At 74.9% G+C, this 21,387-nt stretch carries 18 protein-coding genes; 11 read left to right on the plus strand and 7 right to left on the minus strand.

Annotated elements, in window-relative coordinates; translation table 11 throughout:
- The first annotated feature begins 67 nt into the window (after positions 1–67).
- From tig to ACI780_RS19955, 6 genes are all read left to right on the plus strand, one after another.
- Positions 68–1,567 (plus strand): trigger factor, encoded by a 1,500-nt coding sequence (tig, locus tag ACI780_RS19930; RefSeq protein WP_457005183.1) that lies wholly within the window; start codon positions 68–70, stop codon positions 1,565–1,567.
- Positions 1,568–1,875: 308 nt separating this feature from the next.
- Complete coding sequence (locus ACI780_RS19935) at positions 1,876–2,511, plus strand: ATP-dependent Clp protease proteolytic subunit (protein ID WP_425432458.1); 636 nt, start codon at positions 1,876–1,878, stop codon at positions 2,509–2,511.
- 20 nt (positions 2,512–2,531) lie between these two features.
- On the plus strand, positions 2,532–3,158 hold the full coding sequence (locus tag ACI780_RS19940; RefSeq protein WP_089404996.1) for an ATP-dependent Clp protease proteolytic subunit: 627 nt from the start codon (positions 2,532–2,534) through the stop codon (positions 3,156–3,158).
- A gap of 306 nt (positions 3,159–3,464) precedes the next feature.
- Entirely contained in the window at positions 3,465–4,739 is a 1,275-nt protein-coding gene (clpX, locus tag ACI780_RS19945; RefSeq protein WP_089404995.1) for an ATP-dependent Clp protease ATP-binding subunit ClpX, read from the plus strand.
- A gap of 253 nt (positions 4,740–4,992) precedes the next feature.
- A complete protein-coding gene (locus ACI780_RS19950; protein WP_457005186.1) occupies positions 4,993–5,910 on the plus strand; it encodes a DUF559 domain-containing protein in 918 nt (305 codons plus the stop codon).
- Between the two features lie 89 nt (positions 5,911–5,999).
- The gene (locus tag ACI780_RS19955; RefSeq protein ID WP_457005188.1) at positions 6,000–6,929 is read left to right on the plus strand and encodes an oxygenase MpaB family protein; all 930 of its coding nucleotides are present in this window, start codon (positions 6,000–6,002) and stop codon (positions 6,927–6,929) included.
- A gap of 9 nt (positions 6,930–6,938) precedes the next feature.
- Here ACI780_RS19955 and ACI780_RS19960 read toward each other — a convergent pair whose 3' ends face one another.
- The 4 genes from ACI780_RS19960 to valS form a co-directional block, all read right to left on the minus strand.
- Positions 6,939–7,628, minus strand: a complete 690-nt coding sequence (locus ACI780_RS19960; RefSeq protein WP_457005190.1) for a hypothetical protein — start codon at positions 7,626–7,628, stop codon at positions 6,939–6,941.
- Between the two features lie 8 nt (positions 7,629–7,636).
- Complete coding sequence (locus ACI780_RS19965) at positions 7,637–8,518, minus strand: polysaccharide deacetylase family protein (protein WP_457005192.1); 882 nt, start codon at positions 8,516–8,518, stop codon at positions 7,637–7,639.
- Positions 8,519–8,554: 36 nt separating this feature from the next.
- Complete coding sequence (locus tag ACI780_RS19970) at positions 8,555–9,541, minus strand: asparaginase (RefSeq protein ID WP_457005194.1); 987 nt, start codon at positions 9,539–9,541, stop codon at positions 8,555–8,557.
- Between the two features lie 108 nt (positions 9,542–9,649).
- On the minus strand, positions 9,650–12,229 hold the full coding sequence (gene valS, locus ACI780_RS19975; RefSeq protein ID WP_457005196.1) for a valine--tRNA ligase: 2,580 nt from the start codon (positions 12,227–12,229) through the stop codon (positions 9,650–9,652).
- 42 nt (positions 12,230–12,271) lie between these two features.
- Here valS and folC point away from each other — a divergent pair, with 42 nt between their 5' ends.
- Positions 12,272–13,612 carry a bifunctional tetrahydrofolate synthase/dihydrofolate synthase gene (gene folC, locus ACI780_RS19980; protein ID WP_457005198.1) on the plus strand — a complete coding sequence of 447 codons (1,341 nt, stop codon included), beginning with the start codon at positions 12,272–12,274 and terminating at the stop codon, positions 13,610–13,612.
- Entirely contained in the window at positions 13,609–13,989 is a 381-nt protein-coding gene (locus ACI780_RS19985) for a DUF4233 domain-containing protein (protein WP_456871132.1), read from the plus strand. The genes folC and ACI780_RS19985 overlap by 4 nt, the downstream gene beginning before the upstream one ends.
- Before the next feature lie 9 nt (positions 13,990–13,998).
- Here ACI780_RS19985 and ACI780_RS19990 read toward each other — a convergent pair whose 3' ends face one another.
- Both ACI780_RS19990 and ACI780_RS19995 read right to left on the minus strand, forming a co-directional pair.
- The gene (locus ACI780_RS19990; RefSeq protein WP_456871131.1) at positions 13,999–14,535 is read right to left on the minus strand and encodes a Clp protease N-terminal domain-containing protein; all 537 of its coding nucleotides are present in this window, start codon (positions 14,533–14,535) and stop codon (positions 13,999–14,001) included.
- Between the two features lies 1 nt (position 14,536).
- Positions 14,537–14,776, minus strand: coding sequence for a helix-turn-helix domain-containing protein (locus tag ACI780_RS19995; protein ID WP_456871130.1), 240 nt, complete (start codon positions 14,774–14,776; stop codon positions 14,537–14,539).
- 74 nt (positions 14,777–14,850) lie between these two features.
- On the opposite strand from ACI780_RS19995, the gene ndk reads away from it, so the two are divergent.
- Positions 14,851–15,261 carry a nucleoside-diphosphate kinase gene (gene ndk / locus ACI780_RS20000; protein WP_089404985.1) on the plus strand — a complete coding sequence of 137 codons (411 nt, stop codon included), beginning with the start codon at positions 14,851–14,853 and terminating at the stop codon, positions 15,259–15,261.
- Between the two features lie 10 nt (positions 15,262–15,271).
- Here ndk and ACI780_RS20005 read toward each other — a convergent pair whose 3' ends face one another.
- Complete coding sequence (locus ACI780_RS20005) at positions 15,272–17,623, minus strand: putative bifunctional diguanylate cyclase/phosphodiesterase (protein ID WP_457005202.1); 2,352 nt, start codon at positions 17,621–17,623, stop codon at positions 15,272–15,274.
- 116 nt (positions 17,624–17,739) lie between these two features.
- Between ACI780_RS20005 and ACI780_RS20010 the strand changes: the two genes are divergently transcribed.
- Together ACI780_RS20010 and ACI780_RS20015 are read left to right on the plus strand one after the other, a co-directional pair.
- Entirely contained in the window at positions 17,740–19,665 is a 1,926-nt protein-coding gene (locus tag ACI780_RS20010; RefSeq protein WP_457005204.1) for a TIGR03960 family B12-binding radical SAM protein, read from the plus strand.
- A 14-nt stretch (positions 19,666–19,679) separates the two neighbouring features.
- Positions 19,680–20,447 (plus strand): TIGR03936 family radical SAM-associated protein, encoded by a 768-nt coding sequence (locus tag ACI780_RS20015; protein WP_456871127.1) that lies wholly within the window; start codon positions 19,680–19,682, stop codon positions 20,445–20,447.
- Positions 20,448–21,387 lie beyond the last annotated feature (940 nt).

Below are 21,387 nucleotides of genomic sequence, written 5' to 3' on the forward strand. Positions count from 1 at the left end.
GACTCGGGAGCCGACCCGGCGCCGGTCCCGGCGTCGCCCTTCCGTCGTACCGAGGAGCACTGCCGCTGTGAAGAGCACCATCGAGGAACTGGGCCCCACGCGGGTCCGGATGGCGGTCGAGGTGCCGTGGGGAGACCTGGACCACGCCTTCGGCGAGGTCTACAAGGAGCTCAAGCGGCAGGTCCGGGTCCCCGGGTTCCGCCCCGGCAAGGTGCCCGAGCGCGTCCTCGACCAGCGGGTCGGCCGCCCCGCCGTCCTCGAGCAGGTCGTCCAGCACGCCATCCCCGAGGTCTACTCCGAGGTCGTCCGCGAGAACCAGGTCCGCGTGATCGGCCAGCCCGACATCGAGGTCACCCGCCTCGACGACCGCGACACCCTCGCCTTCACCGCCGAGGTCGACGTCGCCCCCAAGATCGAGCTCCCGCCGCTGGAGGACCTCGCGGTCACCGTCGACGACGTCGAGGTCACCGACGAGGAGATCGACCAGCAGGTCTCGGTCATGCGCGAGCGCTTCGCCATGCTCACCGCCGTCGAGCGCCCCGCCGAGGACGGCGACCACGTGTCCATCGACCTCGAGGCGCGCGTCGACGGCGAGGTCCTCGAGGACGGCACGACCAGCGGCATGTCCTACGAGGTCGGCTCCGGCTCGCTCATGCCCGGCCTCGACGACGCCGTCCGCGGGCTGTCGGCCGACGGGTCGGCCACGTTCCAGACCGACCTGCACCAGGGCCCCTACGCCGGGCAGCAGGCCGACGTCACGGTCACCGTCCGCTCGGTCAAGGCCAAGGAGCTGCCCGAGCTCGACGACGAGTTCGCCTCCACCGCCAGCGAGTTCGACACCCTCGCCGAGCTGCGCGACGACGTCCGCACCCGGCTGGGCCGCGCCAAGACCATGCAGCAGGGCGCGCAGGCCCGCGACAAGCTGGTCGAGCACCTGCTCGCCACCACCGAGGTGCCGCTCCCCGAGGGCCTGGCCGACCGCGAGCTGGAGTTCCGCAACAACGCCCTCGCCGGCGAGCTGCAGCGCGCCGGCATGGACTGGGACACCTTCCTGTCGATGTCGGGTGTCGAGGACCGCGAGTCCTACGACGCCGAGCAGCGCAAGAACATCGAGGAGGCGATCCGCACCCAGTTCGTCCTCGACGCGATCGCCGACGCCCGCGAGATCACCGTCGACAACGACGACCTGTCGGCGCAGATCGTCGCCCAGGCCCAGCGCAACCGGACGACGCCGGAGCAGTACGCCCAGCAGCTGCAGCAGGGCGGCAACATCGCCGAGTTCGTCGCCGACGTCCGCCGCACCAAGACGCTGGCCCAGCTGCTCGAGCAGACGACGATCACCGACGCGTCGGGCAACGTCGTCGACCTGGACGCGCTGCGCCCGCAGACGGTCCGGGCCGGCGCCGAGGACGCCGCTGCCGAGGAGCCGGAGGACGCCGTCGAGGACACCGTCGAGGACACCGCTGTGGCCGACGACGACGCGCCCGACGCCGAGGTCGCCACCGCGGTGGCCAGCGAGGCCGCCGAGGGTGCCACCGAGGACAGCGGGGACGTCGCCAAGGGCTGAGTGAGGACCCCGTCCTCCTCACCCCGAGCAAGCTCGGGGCGAGCCTCGGGACGGGGCCACCCCTGATGCTCGCTGAGGACGCCGTCCTGCCCCGTGTGCGCGGGGGAGGGCGGCGTCCGTCGTCTCCGCCGCCGGCGCTGCGCCGACGGCGAACAGGGCCCCGCGCCGGGACTGCGGGCCCGGGGGTCCGCGTTAGGGTCGACGTGACTCGGGGACGACGCCGGGGGTACGGCCCGCAGGGGCCGCCGGCCCCGCTCCCGCCCACCGAGAGACCGACTCGACCCACGCCAACGGAGGTCACCACACCCGTGAGCACCGACCCGAACCCGGCGTACTCCCCGCTCCTGCGGGGTGGCGCCGGTGGGATGAACCTCAACGACTCGGTCTACGAGCGCCTGCTACGCGAGCGCATCATCTTCCTGGGCACCCAGGTCGACGACGTCATCGCCAACCAGCTGGCCGCCCAGATGCTGCTGCTGTCTGCCGAGGACCCCAAGCAGGACATCCACCTGTACATCAACTCGCCCGGTGGCTCGGTGAGCGCCGGCATGGCCATCTACGACACGATGCAGTTCATCGACTGCGACGTGGCCACCTACGGGATGGGCCTGGCCGCCTCCATGGGCCAGTTCCTGCTCACCGCCGGCACCAAGGGCAAGCGCTACGCGCTGCCGCACGCGCGGATCATGATGCACCAGCCCTCGGCCGGCGTCGGCGGCACCGCGGCCGACATCGCCATCCAGGCCGACCTGTTCCGGCGCACGAAGCGCGAGCTCAACGAGCTGCAGTCCTTCCACACCGGCCAGAGCATCGAGCAGATCGAGAAGGACTCCGACCGCGACCGCTGGTTCACGGCGCAGGAGGCCCTGGAGTACGGCTTCGTCGACCACGTCGTCAGCCGTGCCGCCATGACCGACAGCACCAACCCGGTCACCGACAACTGACGGTTGAGAGGAGAACTGCCATGAGCTTCGAGATGCCCTCCAGCCGTTACGTGCTGCCCTCCTTCGTGGAGCGCACCAGCTACGGCATGAAGGAGTCCAACCCGTACAACAAGCTCTTCGAGGAGCGCATCATCTTCCTCGGGGTGCAGATCGACGACGCGTCGGCCAACGACGTGATGGCCCAGCTCATCACGCTCGAGTCGGCCGACCCCGATCGCGACATCACGATCTACATCAACTCGCCCGGTGGCTCCTTCACTTCGCTGATGGCCATCTACGACACGATGATGTTCGTCCGGCCCGACATCCAGACCGTGTGCATGGGCCAGGCCGCCTCGGCCGCCGCCGTCCTGCTCGCGGCCGGCACCCCGGGCAAGCGCCTGGCGCTGCCGTACTCCCGGGTGCTGATCCACCAGCCCTCCGGCGAGGCCGGCGGTCAGGTGTCGGACCTGGAGATCCACGCCGCGGAGATCGAGCGGGTGCGCACGCAGATGGAGCAGATCCTCGCGCGGCACACCGGCCGGACCCCGGAGCAGGTCCGCTCCGACATCGACCGCGACAAGATCCTCACGGCCGAGGAGGCCAAGGAGTACGGCATCGTCGACCAGGTCATCCAGAGCCGGAAGCTCAACGCGCTCCCGGCGTGACCGCGTCGTCCCCCGGACGGGACGGGAAACCCGCGCGTGTCGCGGTCGTACCCCGTACCGTTCGGGGGGCAGTGCCGGGAGTGACGAGCGAGTCGAGCGCCCCCGGCGCACCGGGGCGTCGGAGCCCCGCGGCGTCGGGAGCGACGGGTACGGTCGGCGAGCGCCCGATCCCCGGCCAGCAGCGCCGGGAGGACCGTCCTCACGGCACCCCGCCACCAGCGGGACCGAGCACGGGCACAGCAGTGACACGACATCCGCAGGCCCGCTTCCCCAGGGTCTGCTCCCCCCCGAGGTGGAGGTCAGCAGGTGGCACGAATCGGTGAGAGCGGTGACCTGCTCAAGTGCTCGTTCTGCGGGAAGAGCCAGAAGCAGGTCAAGAAGCTCATCGCGGGCCCCGGCGTCTACATCTGCGACGAGTGCATCGACCTCTGCAACGAGATCATCGAGGAGGAGCTCTCGGAGTCGTCGGACCTGAAGTTCGACGAGCTGCCGAAGCCCCGCGAGATCCACGACTTCCTCGAGCAGTACGTCATCGGCCAGGAGAAGGCCAAGCGCACCCTCGCCGTCGCCGTCTACAACCACTACAAGCGGGTGCAGGCCGGCGGTGAGCGCTCCAGCCGCGACGACTCCGTCGAGCTGGCCAAGTCCAACATCCTGCTGATGGGCCCCACGGGCTGCGGCAAGACGCACCTGGCCCAGACGCTGGCCCGGATGCTCAACGTGCCCTTCGCGATCGCCGACGCCACGGCGCTGACCGAGGCCGGCTACGTCGGCGAGGACGTCGAGAACATCCTGCTCAAGCTGATCCAGGCCGCCGACTACGACGTCAAGCGCGCCGAGACCGGGATCATCTACATCGACGAGGTCGACAAGATCGCCCGCAAGAGCGAGAACCCGTCGATCACCCGCGACGTCTCCGGCGAGGGCGTGCAGCAGGCGCTGCTGAAGATCCTCGAGGGGACGACGGCGTCGGTGCCGCCGCAGGGCGGCCGCAAGCACCCGCACCAGGAGTTCATCCAGATCGACACGACGAACGTGCTGTTCATCGTGGGCGGTGCCTTCGCGGGCCTCGAGAAGGTCATCGAGCAGCGGGTCGGCAAGCAGGGGATCGGCTTCGGCGCGGAGATCCGCGGCAAGAAGGAGATCGAGGCCTCCAGCGCCTTCGCCGAGGTCATGCCCGAGGACCTGCTGAAGTTCGGCATGATCCCCGAGTTCATCGGCCGGCTCCCGGTGATCACCAGCGTGCAGGCCCTCGACCGGGACGCGCTGATCCAGATCCTCACCGAGCCGAAGAACGCGCTGGTGCGCCAGTACCGGCGGCTGTTCGAGCTCGACGGGGTGGAGCTGGACTTCACCGACGACGCCCTCGAGGCCATCGCCGACCAGGCCATCCTCCGCGGCACCGGCGCCCGTGGGCTCCGCGCGATCATGGAGGAGGTGCTGCAGTCGGTGATGTACGAGGTGCCCAGCCGCGACGACGTCGCCTCCGTGGTCATCTCCAAGGAGGTCGTGCTGGAGCACGTCAACCCGACCATCGTGCCGCGCAAGCCCACCCGCGAGCGCCGCGAGAAGAGCGCCTGAGGCGCTGACCGAACGCTGACGAGCCCGTCCCCGACCTCCGGGGGCGGGCTCTTCTGCGTGGGTGGACCGGCCGAGCGTGTGCGCCGGCGCCGGGTCGTGGGGCCGCAGCCCGGTGTGTGTGCGCCGGCGCCGGGTTCCACGGCCCGGAACGCGGCGTGGGCGCACACGCACGCCGTCGTCCACGGGTCGGCCCGCCGTCCACAGCTCGTGCCACCCGCGCCCGTCCGGCTGCGGTCCCGGTGAGCCTCGCCGCATGGCACACGACCCGGCCACCGTCGTCGGCCCGGACGGGTGGGCGACCTGGGAGTCGCTCACCGCCCGGGTGGACCGCAGCACGCTGGCCCGCTGGGTGGCCGACGGGCGGCTGCGACGGCTGCAGCCCGGCGTCTACGCGCTGCCCGGTGCTGTCGGGGACTGGCGGTTGCGGATCGAGGCGGCGGCGCGGTCGTGTGCCGGGGTCGTCAGCCACGGGTCCGCCCTGGCGCTCTGGGACCTGGCCCGGCCCGGCGGCCCGGTCCACCTGACCGTGGGCCTCACGCGCAGCGGCCGGGGGACCCCGGGCGTGGTCCTGCACCGGACCCGGGACCTCGACCACAGCGTGCGCCGGGTCGACGGGCTGCCGGTGTCGTGTCCCGAGCGGGCGGTGGTCGACGCCTGGGGCCGTCCCGGCGGGTTGACCAGGAACCAGCTCCGTGCCGCCGCCATCGACGCCGTCCGTCGCCGGCTGTGCCGGCCGGCGGACCTGGCCCGGGAGCTCCGGCGCCGGCCCTGCCTGCCAGGACGGGCGGACCTGGTCGAGCTCACCCGGCTGCTGGCCGAGGGGTGCCGCAGCGAGCTGGAGATCTGGGGATGCCTGGCCGTGCTCCGCGGGCCCGACATGCCGGCGTTCACGCTGCAGCGCCGCCTGGAGGTCGCGGGGGAGGTCTTCCTCCTCGACGCCGCCTGCGAGGAGGCGCTGCTGGCCGTCGAGATGGACGGCGCCGCCTGGCACGGCTCCCGGACCCAGCGCGAACGCGACATCAGGCGTGACGCGCTCGTGGCGACGGCGGGCTGGCAGACGCTGCGGTTCGGGTTCCGGCGGCTGACCGCCGAGCCGGAGGCCTGCCGCGCCGAGATCCGCGCGGTGCACCGGGCGCGCTGCCGTCTATTGAACCCCCAGCGTGTGCGCTGACGCAGCACGTGAGGGCCCAGGACCCGGCGCCGGCGCCCACGCTCGCAGTCAGGCGGCGCACGATCCGGTCGGGTGGCACCCTCGACGGCGTGCGCGTCCTCACCGCCCTCCCCGACGCGGCGCGCGCGGCGTTCCGCTCCCGCGTCTCCGGTGACCCGACCGGCGCTCCCGACTGGGTCCGCGACATCGCCCGCGTGGGGACCGGGCCGGGGTGGTTCGAGCCCGACGGCGTCGTCTGGCGGGTGCACGGCGACCTCTCGACCCTCGTCGGCGGGGTCGCGGCCCTGCTCGGGCAGGCCGCGCACCCGCTCGCGCTCGCCGGCGTGCAGCAGCACTCGGCCTACCGCGAGGACCCGTGGAAGCGCCTCGCCGGCACCGCCCGCTGGCTGGTGGTGACCACCTTCGGCTCCGCGGAGCTCGCCGAGCGGGAGGCCGCCCGGGTGCGCGGCATGCACGGCAGCGTCCGCGGCCGGGTGCGCGGCCGCCCCTACTCCGCCTCCGACCCGCAGCTGCTGCGCTGGGTGCACCTGGCCTTCACCGACGCCTTCCTCGCCGCCCAGCAGGCCGTCGGCCGCGACCTCACCGCCCGCTTCGGCCGGTCCTGGCCCGACGCCTACGTCGCCGACTGGGCCCGCAGCGCCGAGCACCTCGGCGCCACCAACCTGCCGCGCAGCGCCGCCGAGCTCGCCGACGCGCTGGCCGCCTACCGGCCCCAGTTGGCACCCGTCCCCGACTCGCTGCGGGCCTTCCTCGCCGCCCCGCCGGGGCTCAGCCCGCCGGAGCGGGTCTTCTACCGCGGCCTGTCCGGCGCGGCCGCCCAGCTGGTCTCGCCCACGCTCGCCGGGTGCGCCGGCGTCCCCGGTCGCGGCCGGGGCGGAGCGGCGCCGGTCGCGGTGGCCCGGGCGCAGCTGGGCGCCCTGCGGCTGGCGCTGGGCGACCGCAGCCCGTCGGAGGAGGCGGCCCGCTGGCGGCTGGGCATGGGCCCGGCCCCGGACTGGGCCCAGGACGACGCCGCCTGAGGACGGGCTTCATGCCACGTCCGTCCACGCCCCCAGCACCGTGGGGCCGAGCGCGTCGAGGACCACCGTCGCCCGCCCGGCGTCGACCCGGGTGCGGGTGCGCTCACCCGGCGGGCGGCCCGACAGCCGCAGCGCGAGCAGCGCCACCAGCGACGGGACCTGCCCGGGCAGCACGGCGGCCGGGACCGCGGGCAGCCGGCCGGTGACCGGACCCCAGCCGGGCAGCGTCGCGGCGTCGAGCCCCTCGACCCGGACGTGCCGGCGCAGCGGGTCACCGAGGAGCGCGGCGAGCACCGGCCGCGGGTCCCCGGGCGTGGCCACCATGCCGGACGGGCCGGTCATCAGCCGCTCGCCCCAGTCCGGGGCCCCGGCGTCGACCGCCCCGGGAGCGGGCCCGTGCACCAGGACCACGGGACGGCGTCGGTCCGGTGCCGGCAGGTGCGTCCCCGGGGCCACCGGCAGCTCGACGTCGGCGTCGGCCGGCGGCCCGAGGGAGCCGACCAGCGCCGTCAGCGTGTGAGCCACTGCCGACGCGCCGGTGGGCCGGCGCACCAGCCAGCCCCCCGCCACGGGCCGGACGTCGGCGGGCCGGCCGGTCGCCGAGCGCACCACCCGCGCGGCGGCCGACCGGGCGGGCGCAGCACCCAGGAAGGGCGCCGCCCAGTCGACGCCGGACCGGGTGCCGCACGCCCCGCACACGCGGGCGCTCAGCCCTGCCGGGGGAAGCGCGCGGCGTAGTCGCCGGCGATCTGGTCGAAGGTCGTCCAGCGCACGCCCTCGTGACCGTTCACGTGCTCGATGAGCCGCTCGAGCATGAGCAGCACCTGCGGCCGCCCGGAGACGTCGGGGTGGACCGTGAAGGTGACCACCGCGTAGTCCATCTCGCGGTACACCCAGTCGAACTGGTCCTGCCAGGACTCGCCGAGGTGGCGCGGGCTGACGAAACCGTGGCTGTTGGGGCTGGCCTTGATGAACATCATCGGCGGGAGGTCGTCGAGGTACCAGTTCGCCGGGATCTCGATCAGGTCGGTCTCCTCGCCGCGCACCAGCGGCTTCATCCAGGTGTCGGCCGGCTGCGAGTAGTCGATCTTGGTCCAGCTGTCCCCGACGCGGACCCGGTAGGGCGTGAAGTCGTCGTGCATGAGCGAGTGGTCGTACGTGATGCCGCGCTCGAGCAGCAGCTCGTTGGTGACGGGGGAGAACTCCCACCACGGCGCGACGTAGCCGGTCGGGCGGCGGTCGGTGACCCGCGTGATGAGCTCGATCGAGCGGTCGAGCACCGCCGCCTCCTGCTCCCGGCTCATCGCGATCGGGTTCTCGTGGCTGTAGCCGTGCACGCCGATCTCGTGCCCGGCGTCGACGCACCGGCGGAACTGGTCGGGGAAGGTCTCGATCGAGTGCCCGGGCCAGAACCACGTCGTCGTCATGTCCCGGCGGGCGAAGAGGTCGAGCAGCCGCGGGGTGCCGACCTCGCCGGCGAACATGCCGCGCGAGATGTCGTCCGGCGAGTCCTCGCCGCCGTAGGACCCCAGCCACCCGGCCACCGCGTCGACGTCGATCCCGAAGGCGCAGAGGATCTCCTTGGCCATGGCACTTCCCTTCCTCGAGGACCCGGCCGACGGGCGTCAGCCGGTGACCCGGGCGGCGAACCCGGCCCGGACGGTGCCCGGGTCGCGGTGCACGCCCAGCAGGGCGGCGAGCAGGACGCGGGCCTGCGAGGGGCGCAGCAGCCCGCTGGGGACGGCGCCGGCGGCCAGCAGGTCCGCGCCGCCGCCGTTGCCGTACAGCGCGGCGACCCGCCCGGCCGCCACCCGGGTGGACGTCACGACGACGACCCCGGCGGCGACCAGCTCCTCGACCGCCGCGACGACCGCCGGGTTGGCGTTGCCGGCGCCGGTGGCCTCCAGCACGATCCCGCGGGCGCCCGCGTCGGCGAAGGCCCGCAGCGCGACGGCGTCGGCGTCGGGGTGGCAGGCGAGGACGTCGACCCGCACGCCGGCCGGGTCGAAGGCGGCGAGGTCGAGGGCCGGGCCGCGGACGGGCCGGCTCTCGATCCCGACCCGGCCCGCGGTGACCCACCCGACCGGGCCGGTGTCGGGCGCGGTGAAGGTGTCGGCGGCCAGCGTGTGGCCCTTGCGGACCCCGCGGGCGGCGAAGACCCGCCCGCCGAAGGTGACGAGCACGCCGAGGTCGCGGGCGGCGTCGCTCGCCGCCACGGTGACCGCCTCGGTGAGGTTGCGCGGCCCGTCGCTGTCGGGCGCGTCGGCGGGGCGCTGCGCCCCGGTCACCACGACCGGGCGCGGGTCGGCGTGGAAGAGGTCGAGGAGGTAGGCCGTCTCCTCGATGGTGTCGGTGCCGTGGGTGACCACGAGCCCGCCGACGCCGGGGTCGCCCAGCACGTCGGCGGCCCGGACGGCGAGGGTGTGCACCCGCTGCAGGGTCATCAGGTAGCTCCCGACCCGCAGCACGTCCTCGACGCGGACCTCGACGCCGGGCGGCAGGTCGAGCCGGGCCACCAGGTCCGCGCCGGCGTCCCGGGCGGTGCCGACCCCGCGGGCGTCGGCGCGGGTGGCGATCGTGCCGCCGGTCGCCAGCACGGTCACCAGTGGCACGGCCCGTCCCCCTCCCGGCGCGCGGCCCGCCCGGGACCGCCGACGTCTGCGTCGAACGATCCCGCACGGGCGGCTCCCCGGCCCCTCGGGGGCGGGGAGCCGCGAGGGTCAGCCCTCCGCGGGCGGCGCCAGGACGACGTCGACCGACAGCGGTCCCTCACCGGCGACGACGGTCAGCGCGGCGATCCGCCCGGCGGCGACGAGGTCACCGCGGCCGGCCTCGACCAGCGCGACGTCGGGCGTGGTGACGGTCGCGGACTCGACGTCGGCGCGCATCGACACCTTGGCGTCGGACTTGGCCTTGCGGACCCCGGCCAGCGCGGCGGCCACCGCCGGCAGCACCTCCGGGTCGCCGCCGGCGGGCAGCTCGGCGGCGGCCGGCCACGCGGCGCGGTGCACCGAGCCGCCCTGCCACCAGGACCAGACCTCCTCGGTGACGAACGGCAGCACGGGCGCGAACAGCCGCAGCTGCACCGACAGCGCCAGCGCCAGCGCGGCCTGCGCCGACTCCGCCGCCGCGCCGGTGCCGTACGCGCGGGACTTGACCAGCTCCACGTAGTCGTCGCAGAACGACCAGAAGAACGTCTCGGTGACCTCGAGCGCGCGGGTGTAGTTGTAGGCCTCCATCGCCGCGGTGGCCTCGTCGACGACGTCGGCGAGCCGGCGCAGCAGCCCCTGGTCGATCGGCTCGGTGACCTGCTCGCCGGTCAGCCCCGCGGTGACCCCGAGGCCGAGCACGAACTTGCCGACGTTGAGGATCTTCATGGCTAGCCGCCGGCCGACCTTCATCTGCGCCTCGTCGAACGGCGAGTCCGCCCCCGGCCGGGCACCGGCGGCGCGCCAGCGCACCGCGTCGGTGCCGTAGCGCTCGAGCACGTCGATCGGGGTGACCACGTTGCCCTTGGACTTCGACATCTTCTTGCGGTCGGGGTCGACGACGAACCCGGAGATCGTCGCGTGCGACCACGGCACCGTGCCGAACTCGAAGTGCGAGCGGACGACGGTGGAGAACAGCCAGGTGCGGATGATGTCGTGCGCCTGCGGCCGCTGGTCCATCGGGAAGACGTGCGCGAACAGCTCCGGGTCGGTGTCCCAGCCCGAGGCCACCTGCGGCGACAGCGACGACGTCGCCCAGGTGTCCATGACGTCGGGGTCGGCGGCGAACCCGCCGGGCACCCCGCGCTGGGACTCCTCGAAGCCGGGCGGCACGTCGGAGGACGGGTCGACCGGCAGCGACTCCTCCGCGGCGAGGATCGGGTCGTCGTAGACGGGGTCGCCGGAGGGGTCGAGCCGGTACCAGACCGGGAACGGGACGCCGAAGAAGCGCTGCCGGCTGATCAGCCAGTCGCCGTTGAGGCCCTCGACCCAGTTCTCGTAGCGGTACCGCATGTGCTCGGGCACCCACTGGATCTCCCGGCCGCGGGCGATGAGGGCCTCGCGCAGGTCGGCGTCGCGGCCGCCGTTGCGGATGTACCACTGCCGGGTGGTGACGATCTCCAGCGGCCGCTCGCCCTTCTCGTAGAACTTGACCGGGTGGGTGATCGCCGTGGGCTCGCCGTGCAGGTCGCCGGACTCCCGCAGCAGCTCCACGATCCGCTGCTGGGCGCTGTAGGACGTCTTGCCGGCCAGCTCCGCGTAGACCTCGGCGGGCACCCCCTCGGGGGCGTCGGCGACGAAGCGGCCGTCCCAGCCGATCACCGCGCGGGTGGGCAGCTGCAGCTCCCGCCACCAGGTGACGTCGTTGAGGTCGCCGAAGGTGCAGATCATCGCGATGCCCGAGCCCTTGTCCGGCTCGGCCAGGCGGTGGGCGACCACGGGGACCTCGACGTCGAACAGCGGCGTGCGCACGGTGGACCCGAACAGCGCCCGGTACCGCTCGTCGTCGGGGTGGGCGACCAGCGCGACGCAGGCCGGCAGCAGCTCGGGGCGGGTGGTCTCGATGAAGACCGGGCCGGCCGGGCCGTGGAAGGAGATCCGGTGGTAGGCGCCGGGGCGGTCGCGGTCCTCGAGCTCGGCCTGGGCGACGGCGGTGCGGAAGGTGACGTCCCAGAGGGTCGGCGCCTCCTGGGCGTAGGCCTCGCCGCGGGCCAGGTTGCGCAGGAACATCCGCTGCGCGGTGGCGCGGGAGGTCTCCGAGATCGTGCGGTAGACGTTCGACCAGTCCACCGACAGCCCGACGCGGCGCCACAGCTGCTCGAAGGCGCGCTCGTCCTCCTCGGTCAGCTGCATGCACAGCTCGACGAAGTTGCGCCGGCTGACCGGGAGCTGGTCCTTGCCCGGCTTGGCCGGGGGCTCGAACGACGCGTCGTAGGGGAGCGAGGGGTCGCAGCGGACGCCGTAGAAGTTCTGCACCCGGCGCTCGGTGGGCAGGCCGTTGTCGTCCCAGCCCATCGGGTAGTAGACGTGCCGGCCGCGCATCCGCTGGTAGCGGGCCACGAAGTCGGTGTGCGTGTAGCTGAACACGTGCCCGACGTGCAGCGACCCGCTCGCCGTCGGCGGCGGGGTGTCGATCGAGTACGTCTGCTCCCGGGGGGCCGACAGCGCCGCCGCGCGGTCGAAGGCGTAGGTGTCGGCCTCCGCCCAGCGGGCGGCCCACTTCTCCTCCAGACCGTCGATGGTGGGCTTGTCGGGTACGCCCGCGCCGGCTCCCGGAGCGGTGCTGACCGGGGTGCGGGTGTCGGCGACCATGACCTCCATCCTAGGAACCGCGCGGCTGGCATCCTGGGGAGGATGAGCAGCGACCTGACCCGCGTGGAGGAGGAGCTGCTGGCGCGCTGGCCGGAGACCCGGCTGGAGCCCTCGCTGGCCCGCATCGCCGCCCTCGTGGACCTGCTCGGCGACCCGCACCGGGCCTACCCGGTGGTGCAGGTCGCCGGGACCAACGGCAAGACGACGACGGCGCGGATGGTCGACGAGCTGCTGCGCGGCTTCGGCCTGCGGGTGGGCCGGTTCACCAGCCCGCACCTGCAGTCGGTGCGCGAGCGGATCGTGCTCGACGGCGAGCCGGTGAGCGAGGAGCGGTTCGTCGAGACCTACGACGACATCGCGCCGTACGTGCGGCTGGTCGACGCCGCCGGCGAGCACCCGATGAGCTTCTTCGAGGTCGTGGTGGGGATGGCGTACGCGCTGTTCGCCGAGGCCCCGGTCGACGTCGCCGTCGTCGAGGTCGGCATGGGCGGCACGTGGGACGCCACCAACGTCGTCGACGCCCGGGTCGCCGTCGTCACGCCGGTGGCCCTCGACCACGCCGAGTACCTGGGGCCCGACGTCGGCACGATCGCCGGCGAGAAGGCCGGGATCGTCAAGCCCGACTCGATCGCCGTCCTGGCCCGCCAGCAGCCGGCCGCCCTCGACGCGCTGGTGCGCCGCGCGGTCGAGGTCGAGGCGGTCGTCGCCCGCGAGGGCACCGAGTTCGGCGTGCTGGAGCGGAAGGTCGCCGTCGGCGGGCAGCAGCTGCGGCTGCAGGGCCTCGGCGGGGAGTACGCCGAGGTGTTCCTGCCGCTGTTCGGCGCGCACCAGGCGCAGAACGCCGCCACCGCGCTGGCCGCCGTCGAGGCGTTCCTCGGCGCGAGCGCGTCCACCGGGCCGGTCGACGTCGACACCGTGCGCGCGGCGTTCGCCGCGGTGCGCTCCCCGGGCCGGCTGGAGCGGGTGCGCACCAGTCCCACCGTGCTGGTCGACGCCGCGCACAACCCCGCCGGCATGGCCGCCACGGTGGAGGCGATCCGGGAGTCCTTCGACTTCACCCGGCTGGTCGGCGTCGTCGGCTGCGTGCGCGGCAAGGACGTCGAGGGGATGCTGCGCGAGCTGGAGACCGTCTGCGCGGAGCTGGTGGTCACCCAGAACGCCTCGCCGCGCGCGATGCCGGCCGACGAGCTCGGCGCGCTGGCCGTCGACGTGTTCGGCGCCGACCGGGTGAGCGTCTCCCCGCGGCTGCCCGAGGCGCTCACCGAGGCGATCGAGCTGGCCGAGGCCGGGCCGGACGACGCGCTGGGCGGCTCCGGCGTGCTCGTCACCGGCAGCGTGGTCACCGCGGGGGAGGCCCGCACCGTGCTCGGCGGGCGACCGTGACCGCACCCGACCCGGTCCGCGCGGCCCGGGCGCTGCGCGGCGCGGCCGCGGCGGTGCTGCTGCTGGAGGGCATCGCGGTGCTGTTCGTCCCGCGCGCCATCGCGCAGACCGAGGCCGGCCTGGGCGGCGTCCGGCTCACGGTCCTGCTCGTGCTCGCCGCCGTCCTGGTGCTGGCCAGCGGCATCCAGCGGCGCCCGCGCGGCCTGGAGGTCGGCACCGCGCTGCAGGTGCCGCTGCTGCTCACCGGCCTGATCGACGCCGCCATGTGGTTCGTCGGCGGTGTCTTCGTGCTCATCTGGCTCTACCTGCTGCAGATCCGCAAGGAGCTGCTCGGCTCGCCCTTCGGCGAGCCGGCAGCCCCCTCCGGGGAGCCCTGAGCAGCCCCACTAGGCGGCGTCGGCCTCCCCGGCCAGGCGACGGTGCAGGCCGGCGACGTCGGCGCCCGCCCGGACCAGCGCCCCGGTCACCGGGGGGTCGCCCACCGCGAGCACACCGGCGAGCAGGTGGCGGCCGTCGATGACCCGGTCGCCGCGCCGGATCGCCGCGCGCAGCGCCTGCTTGAGCGCCTCCCGGCTGCCGGCGGCGAAGCGCAGGTGGCCCGACCGCCGGGTGCGCGACCCGCGGTCGAGCGCTCCCGGGCCGAACGCGGCCTCGGCGGCCGCCCGCACCCGGTCGAGGTCGATGCCCAGGGCCGCCAGCGCCTCCGCGTCGAGCGGGCCGCTGCCCGCGGCGGGGGCCAGGCCCGCCCGGAGGCCGGCCGCGGAGGCGCCGGCGTCGTCGAGCAGCCGGCCGGCGGGGCCGGGGGCGGCGGCGAGGGCGACGAGCAGGTGCACCGGGTCGACGCTGTCCGCGCCGGCGGCGCGGGCCTCCTCCTGGGCCAGGACCACGACGGTGCGGGCCTCGGCGGCGAATCGTTCGAACACCTCAGGACTCCTCCCACGAGTGACCGGATGACCGGGCGTGCTTCTTGTGCACCGCCTGCCGCGTGACGCCGAGCGCGTCGGCGACCTGCTGCCACGACCACCCGCGACGGCGGGCGGCCGCGACCTGCAGCACCTCCAGCCGGTCGGCGAGGTCGCGCAGCGCGCGGACCCCGCGCAGGCCCACCGCCGGGTCGTCGCTGGTGGCGGCGGTGAGCGTCTCGTCGGAGGTGCGGCCGGTCATGGTGTCAACTGTGGTTGACGAACGCCGACCTGTCAACCCGAGTTGACAGATCGGTCCCCGTAGGCTGCCGTCCCGTGACTGATCGCACCCTGGTCCTCGTCAAGCCCGACGGCGTCGCCCGCGGCCTGGTCGGAGAGGTCGTCTCGCGGCTGGAGGCCAAGGGCCTGCGCCTGGTCGCCGCCGAGCTGCGCACCCTGACCCGCGAGGTCGCCGAGGAGCACTACGGCGAGCACCGCGACAAGCCCTTCTTCGGCTCGCTGGTCGAGTTCATCACCGGCGGCCCGCTGCTGGCCCTCGTCGTCGAGGGGCCGCGCGCGGTGGAGGCGTTCCGCGCGCTGGCCGGGGCCACCGACCCGGTGAAGGCCGCGCCCGGCACCATCCGCGGCGACTTCGCCCTCGAGGTGCAGTCCAACATCGTGCACGGCTCGGACTCCGCCGAGTCCGCCGCCCGCGAGATCGGCCTGTTCTTCCCCGGTCTCTCCTGAGCGGGCGCGCCTACGCCGCGCTGATCAGCGGCCGACCGCTGCCGACCAGGCGGGCCACCGCCGCGGCCGGCACCGGCGAGCCGAGCAGGTGGCCCTGCGCGGCGTCGCAGCCGAGGGCGCGCAGCGCGGCGAGCTGACCCGGCTGCTCCACGCCCTCGGCGACGACCTCCAGGCCCAGGCTGTCTCCGAGGGCGACCACGGCACGGGCCAGCGAGCCGGCCGCCGCCCCGTCGCCCAGCAGGGCCACCGACGACGGGTCGATCTTCAGCCGGTCCAGCGGCAGCTCCCGCAGCCGCGCCAGCGACGACGACCCGGTGCCGAAGTCGTCGATGGCCACGTGCACGCCCAGCGCCCGGACCTCGCGGATGCCGGCCGCGGCGTCGGGCCCGGCGGCCACCGCCTCGGGGACCTCGATCTCCAGCCGCCCGGGGTCGACCCCGGCGGCGCGCGCGGCGGCGGCCAGCGAGACCGCGAGGTCGCCGGTGGCCAGCCGGCGCGGGGAGACGTTGACCGCCATGCGCAGCTCCGGCAGGCCCGCCGCGTCCCAGGACCGCAGCTGGGTGCAGGCCTCGGCGATCACCCAGTCGTCGATGGCGTCGACGATCCCGGTGGCCTCGGCGACCGGGACGAAGCCGGCCGGCTCCACCAGCCCGCGGCCGGGTGACTGCCACCGCACCAGCGCCTCGACGCCGGTGACCGCGCCGGTGCGCAGGTCGACCTGCGGCTGGTACAGCAGCCGCAGCTCACCGCCGTCGACGGCCCGGCGCAGGTCGCGCACCAGCTCGTCCTGCGCGGCGACCTCCTCGCGCATCCCGCGCTCGAAGACCCGCACCCGGTTCTTGCCGCCGGACTTGGCCACGTACATGGCCAGGTCGGCGTCGCGCAGCAGGTCGTCCATGCCGCGGCGGTCCCCGGCGTCGGTGAGGGTGACCCCCACGCTGCCGCCCACGGTGAACCGCTCCTCGCCCCAGGCCACGGGTTCGCGCAGCGCCCGCAGCAGCCGCTCGGCCACGGTCACCACGTCGCGGCGGCCCTCGACGTCCTCCATCAGGACGACGAACTCGTCGCCGCCGAGGCGGGCGACGGTGTCGGCCGGGCGCACGGAGGACTCCAGTCGCCGGGCGACGGCGGTCAGGACCGCGTCGCCGGCCTCGTGCCCGCAGACGTCGTTGACCGCCTTGAAGTCGTCGAGGTCGAGCAGCAGCACCGCGTGCCGGCGGACGCGGCGGTCGGCGAGGGCGTGCTCGAGGCGGTCCTGCATCAGCGCGCGGTTGGCCAGCCCGGTGAGCGGGTCGTGCAGCGCCATCCGCGCCAGCTCGCCGGCCTGCTGCTCGAGCTGGCGGGCGGTCGCGTGTGCCTGGGCCTCACTGCGCTTGCGCCCGGTGATGTCGCGGACGATGGCGGCCACGCCCGTCGCCGTGCCGTCCTGCCCGCGCACGACCGAGAGGGTGACCAGCGCGTCGACCTCCGACCCGTCGCGGCGCCGCTGCCGCCGCTCCATCGTCCCGGTGGGCATCGTGGTGAGGTCCGCGGGCAGCTCCTGACCGGTCCCGACCAGCGACACGTGCCGGCCGAGCACCTCGGCGGCCGGCCAGCCGTAGAGCCGCTCGGCGCCGGGGTTCCACGAGGTGATCCGCCCGTCGGGGGTGGCGGTGACCACCGCGTCGTCGGTGGACTGCACGACGGCGGCGAGGCCGGCGAGCTCGTCGCGCTGGGCGGCGAGCTCGGCGGTGCGCTCGGCGACCAGCGCCTCGACGATCTCGCGGCGGTCGTCGAACCGCCGCCAGGCCACCAGGCACGCCCAGCTCTCCAGCAGCACGAACGCCGCGTGCAGGCAGGCCATCGGCAGCGGCGCGACGTCGTGCTCGAAGACCGCGTGCGGCACCAGCGTGCCGATGAGGAAGTGGTGGACGCCGACGAAGGCAATCGCGAGCAGGAACGGCGCCCGCGCGGCGTAGAGCGCGGCCAGCGGCAGCAGCGCGAAGAACAGGAAGTGCGCCTCGGTCGCCCCGTGGGACAGCTGCACGCCGAGCGCGGCGGTGGTCATCAGCGCGAGGGCGGCGGCCGCGGCGCGGGCGTCGCGGCCCACCCCGGGCGCCCACGCCAGCAGCGCCAGCAGGGCGAGGGGAGCGGTGTGCAGGGCCGCGGACACCACGTCGTGGCCGCGCAGCAGCGCGTAGGCCGGCACGGCCGCGACCAGGACGGCGAGCGTGCGCAGGACGAAGGCGTGGTGGGCCGACCACTGCTCGGGGGGCATGGTCCGGCCGCGGGGGAGGGACAGTGCCGCCGGGCCCCGGGGTCGGGTGCCGAGCTCGCCGTCGGCGTCCTGCAGCGTGCTCGTGCCCCCGGCCGGCCGGCCCATGGTCCCCCTCGTGACGTCCCCCGTTTGGTGACGATGAGTTTAGGAGCGATCACGCTGGGGTGCAGTTCGACGGAGGAGTCCGGTGCCGCGGGCCCGGCGTCTACCCTGGACCGGTCATGACCGGACAGAGCCTCTACCCCCGTCTCGAGCCGCTGCTGGCCCAGGTGCAGAAGCCCATCCAGTACGTCGGCGGGGAGCTGAACGCGCAGGTCAAGGCGTGGGACGACGTCGCCGTCCACTGGGCGCTGATGTACCCCGACGCCTACGAGGTGGGGCTGCCCAACCAGGGCCTCATGATCCTCTACGAGGTGCTCAACGAGCGGCCCGACGCCCTGGCCGAGCGCACCTACGCCGTCTGGCCCGACCTCGCCGCCCTCATGCGCGCGCACGGTGTCGGGCAGTTCACCGTCGACGCCCACCGCGCCGTGCGCGACTTCGACGTCCTCGGGGTGAGCTTCGCCACCGAGCTCGGCTACACCAACCTGCTCGAGGCCCTCGACCTCGCCGGCATCCCGCTGCACGCGCTCGACCGCGACGAGACGCACCCGGTCGTCGTCGCCGGCGGGCACGCGGCGTTCAACCCCGAGCCGATCGCGGACTTCGTCGACTGCGCCGTCCTCGGCGACGGCGAGCAGGCCGTCGGCGACGTCACCGACGTCGTCAAGGCGTGGAAGGAGTCCGGCCGCCCCGGCGGCCGCGAGGAGCTGCTCGCCCGCCTCGCCCGCGTCGACGGCGTCTACGTGCCGCGCTTCCACGCCGTCTCCTACGGTCCCGACGGCGCGATCGCGGCGGTGACCCGCACCCGCGACGACGTGCCGGCCCGGGTCGGCAAGCGCACCGTCATGGACCTCGACGAGTGGCCCTACCCGAAGACGCCGCTGGTGCCCCTGGCAGAGAGCGTGCACGAGCGGATGAGCGTGGAGATCTTCCGCGGCTGCACCCGCGGCTGCCGGTTCTGCCAGGCCGGGATGATCACCCGCCCGGTCCGGGAGCGGACCATCACCGGCATCGGCTCGATGGTCGACCAGGGGCTGCGCGCCACCGGCTACGAGGAGGTCGGGCTGCTGTCGCTGTCCAGCGCCGACCACTCCGAGATCGCCCAGGTGGCCAAGGAGCTCGCCGACCGCTACGAGGGCACCAATACCGGGCTGTCGCTGCCCTCCACCCGCGTCGACGCCTTCAACGTCACCCTCGCCAACGAGCTGTCCCGCAACGGCCGCCGGTCGGGCCTGACGTTCGCGCCCGAGGGCGGCAGCGAGCGCATCCGCCGGGTGATCAACAAGACCGTGTCCAAGGAGGACCTGGTCCGCACGGTCACCACCGCCTACGCCAACGGCTGGCAGCAGGTGAAGCTCTACTTCATGTGCGGCCTGCCCACGGAGACCGACGAGGACGTGCTCGAGATCGCCGAGCTCGCCGTCGAGGTCATCCGCGCCGGCCGGGAGGCCAGCGGCCGCAAGGACATCCGCTGCACCGTCTCCATCGGCGGTTTCGTGCCCAAGCCGCACACGCCGTTCCAGTGGGCCGGGCAGGCCAGTGCCGAGACCATCGACCACCGGCTGCGGGTGCTGCGGCAGGCCATCAACGCCGACCGCCGCATCGGCCGCTCCATCGGCCTGCGCTACCACGACGGCAAGCCCGGCGTGATCGAGGGACTGCTCTCCCGCGGTGACCGCCGGGTGGGCCGGGTGATCGAGCGGGTCTGGCGCGAGGGTGGCCGGTTCGACGGCTGGAGCGAGCACTTCTCCTACGAGCGGTGGGTCGCCGCCGCCGAGGAGCTCGCCCCGTTCGGCGTCGACCTCGACTGGTTCACCACCCGCGAGCGCAGCCAGGACGAGGTCCTGCCCTGGGACCACCTGGACTCCGGGCTGGACAAGGAGTGGCTCTGGGACGACTGGCAGGAGGCGCTCTCGGAGGAGGAGGTCGCCGACTGCCGGTGGACCCCCTGCTACGACTGCGGCGTCTGCCCCACCATGGGCACCGAGATCCAGATCGGCCCCACCGGGCGCAGCCTGCTGCCGCTCACCGTCGTGGGCCGCTGAGATGGGCCGCTGAGGTGGCCCGCTCCCCGGAGGGCCCGCCCCCGCCGCCGACCGTGCAGAAGCTGCGGCTGCGCTACGCCAAGCGCGGCCCGCTGCGCTTCGCCTCCCACCGCGACCTCGCCCGCGCGCTGGAGCGGGCGCTGCGCCGGTCGCGGGTGCCGATGGCCTACTCGGCCGGCTTCACCCCGCACCCGAAGATCAGCTACGTGGGCGCGGCGCCGACCGGGGCGGCCAGCGAGGCGGAGTACCTGGAGATCGGCCTGGCCGAGCGCCGCGACCCCGAGGAGGTCCGCGCGGCGCTCGACGCCTCGCTGCCCCCGGGCATCGACGTGCTCGAGTGCGTCGAGGCCGCCGAGGGCGGCGGGTCGCTCGCCGACCGGATCGACGCCGCCCGGTGGAGCATCGAGCTGCCCGGCGTCGAGCCCGCCGAGCTGTCTGCGGCGCTCGCCGCGTTCCTCGCCCGCGACGAGGTCACCGTGGCCAAGCGCACCAAGAACGGCCTGCGCGACGTCGATGCGCGGGGCCCCGTGGCCTCGGCGACCGCGGGCGGTGCGGCGGGACGTGCCATACTGCACGTGGTCGTCCGGCAGGTGACGCCCGCCGTTCGACCCGACGACGTGGTGGCCGCTCTCGCTGCCGTCGCCGACCTGCGCCCGCCGTCGCCCCCCCGGGCCGTGCGTGAGGCGCAGGGCCGGCTCGACGACAGCGGGACCGTGGCCGATCCGCTCGGTCCCGACCGAGTGGCGCGCACCCGCTGCCAGGGGGAGCACGCCGCGGTCTGACCGGCGAGCCCGGGCGCCACCGCGACGTCGAGCGGCACGGCTGCCAGACGTGACGCGCCCGCCCGGCACCACCGAGACCACCGCACCACCCCAGACCACCGCACCACCTGCAGTCCCGCACCACCTGCAGACCGGCCCCGGACGCGGCCACCGCCGACCGGGACCGACCACAGACTTCGCAGGCCGGACGCGCCGCCGCACCCGGAGCGGCCGCCCGGCCCGCCCAACCCGTGCTCCTGCGCGGCCGCCTGTCCCCGCGGGGACCGGCGCCCGGGAGCACCACACAGGAGGCGAGCCCTCGTGGCCGACCAGGACAACGACACCAGCAGCGACACGACCACTCCCGAGAGCACTCCCGACAGCACCCCGGGCGGCGACGCCGCCGCCGTCGCGGAGGTGCTCACCGGGGAGGCGGCCGCGGGGGAGACCCCAGCGGAGGAGCCGGCCGAGACGGCTGCGGCCGAGTCGCCGGCGGAGGCCGGCGCCGGGCCCCGGGAAGAGCCCGAGGAGCCCGAGGAGCCCGAGGACGAGCCGGTCGGCTCGCCCTTCGGCGCCCAGTTCAGCTCCCCGGAGCCGACGGCGGTCATCGCCCGGCCGCGCCGCCGGGCCACCCGCCCGGCCGGTGCCGCCGACCCCGGGGACTTCGCCCCGCCGCCGCCGGTCGCCGCGCCGGCGGTCCCGGCCTTCGTCAGCTTCGTGGCGCCGCCGGAGGCCGAGGCCCCGCCGGCGCCCCGCCGTCGCAGCCGCCGGCCGCTGCCCGAGTCGCCCGACGTCGAGGACGTCGAGGACGTCGCCGACGACGCCGCACCGGCCGAGGACGACGAGGCCCCCGCGCCGCGCTCGCGCCGGAGCCGGGGGGGGGGGGGGGGGGGGGGGGGGGGGGGGGGGGGGGGGGGGGGGCGGGGGGGGGGGGGGGGGGGGGGGGGGGGGGGGGGGGGGG

This window comes from Geodermatophilus sp. SYSU D00814, assembly GCF_054050055.1.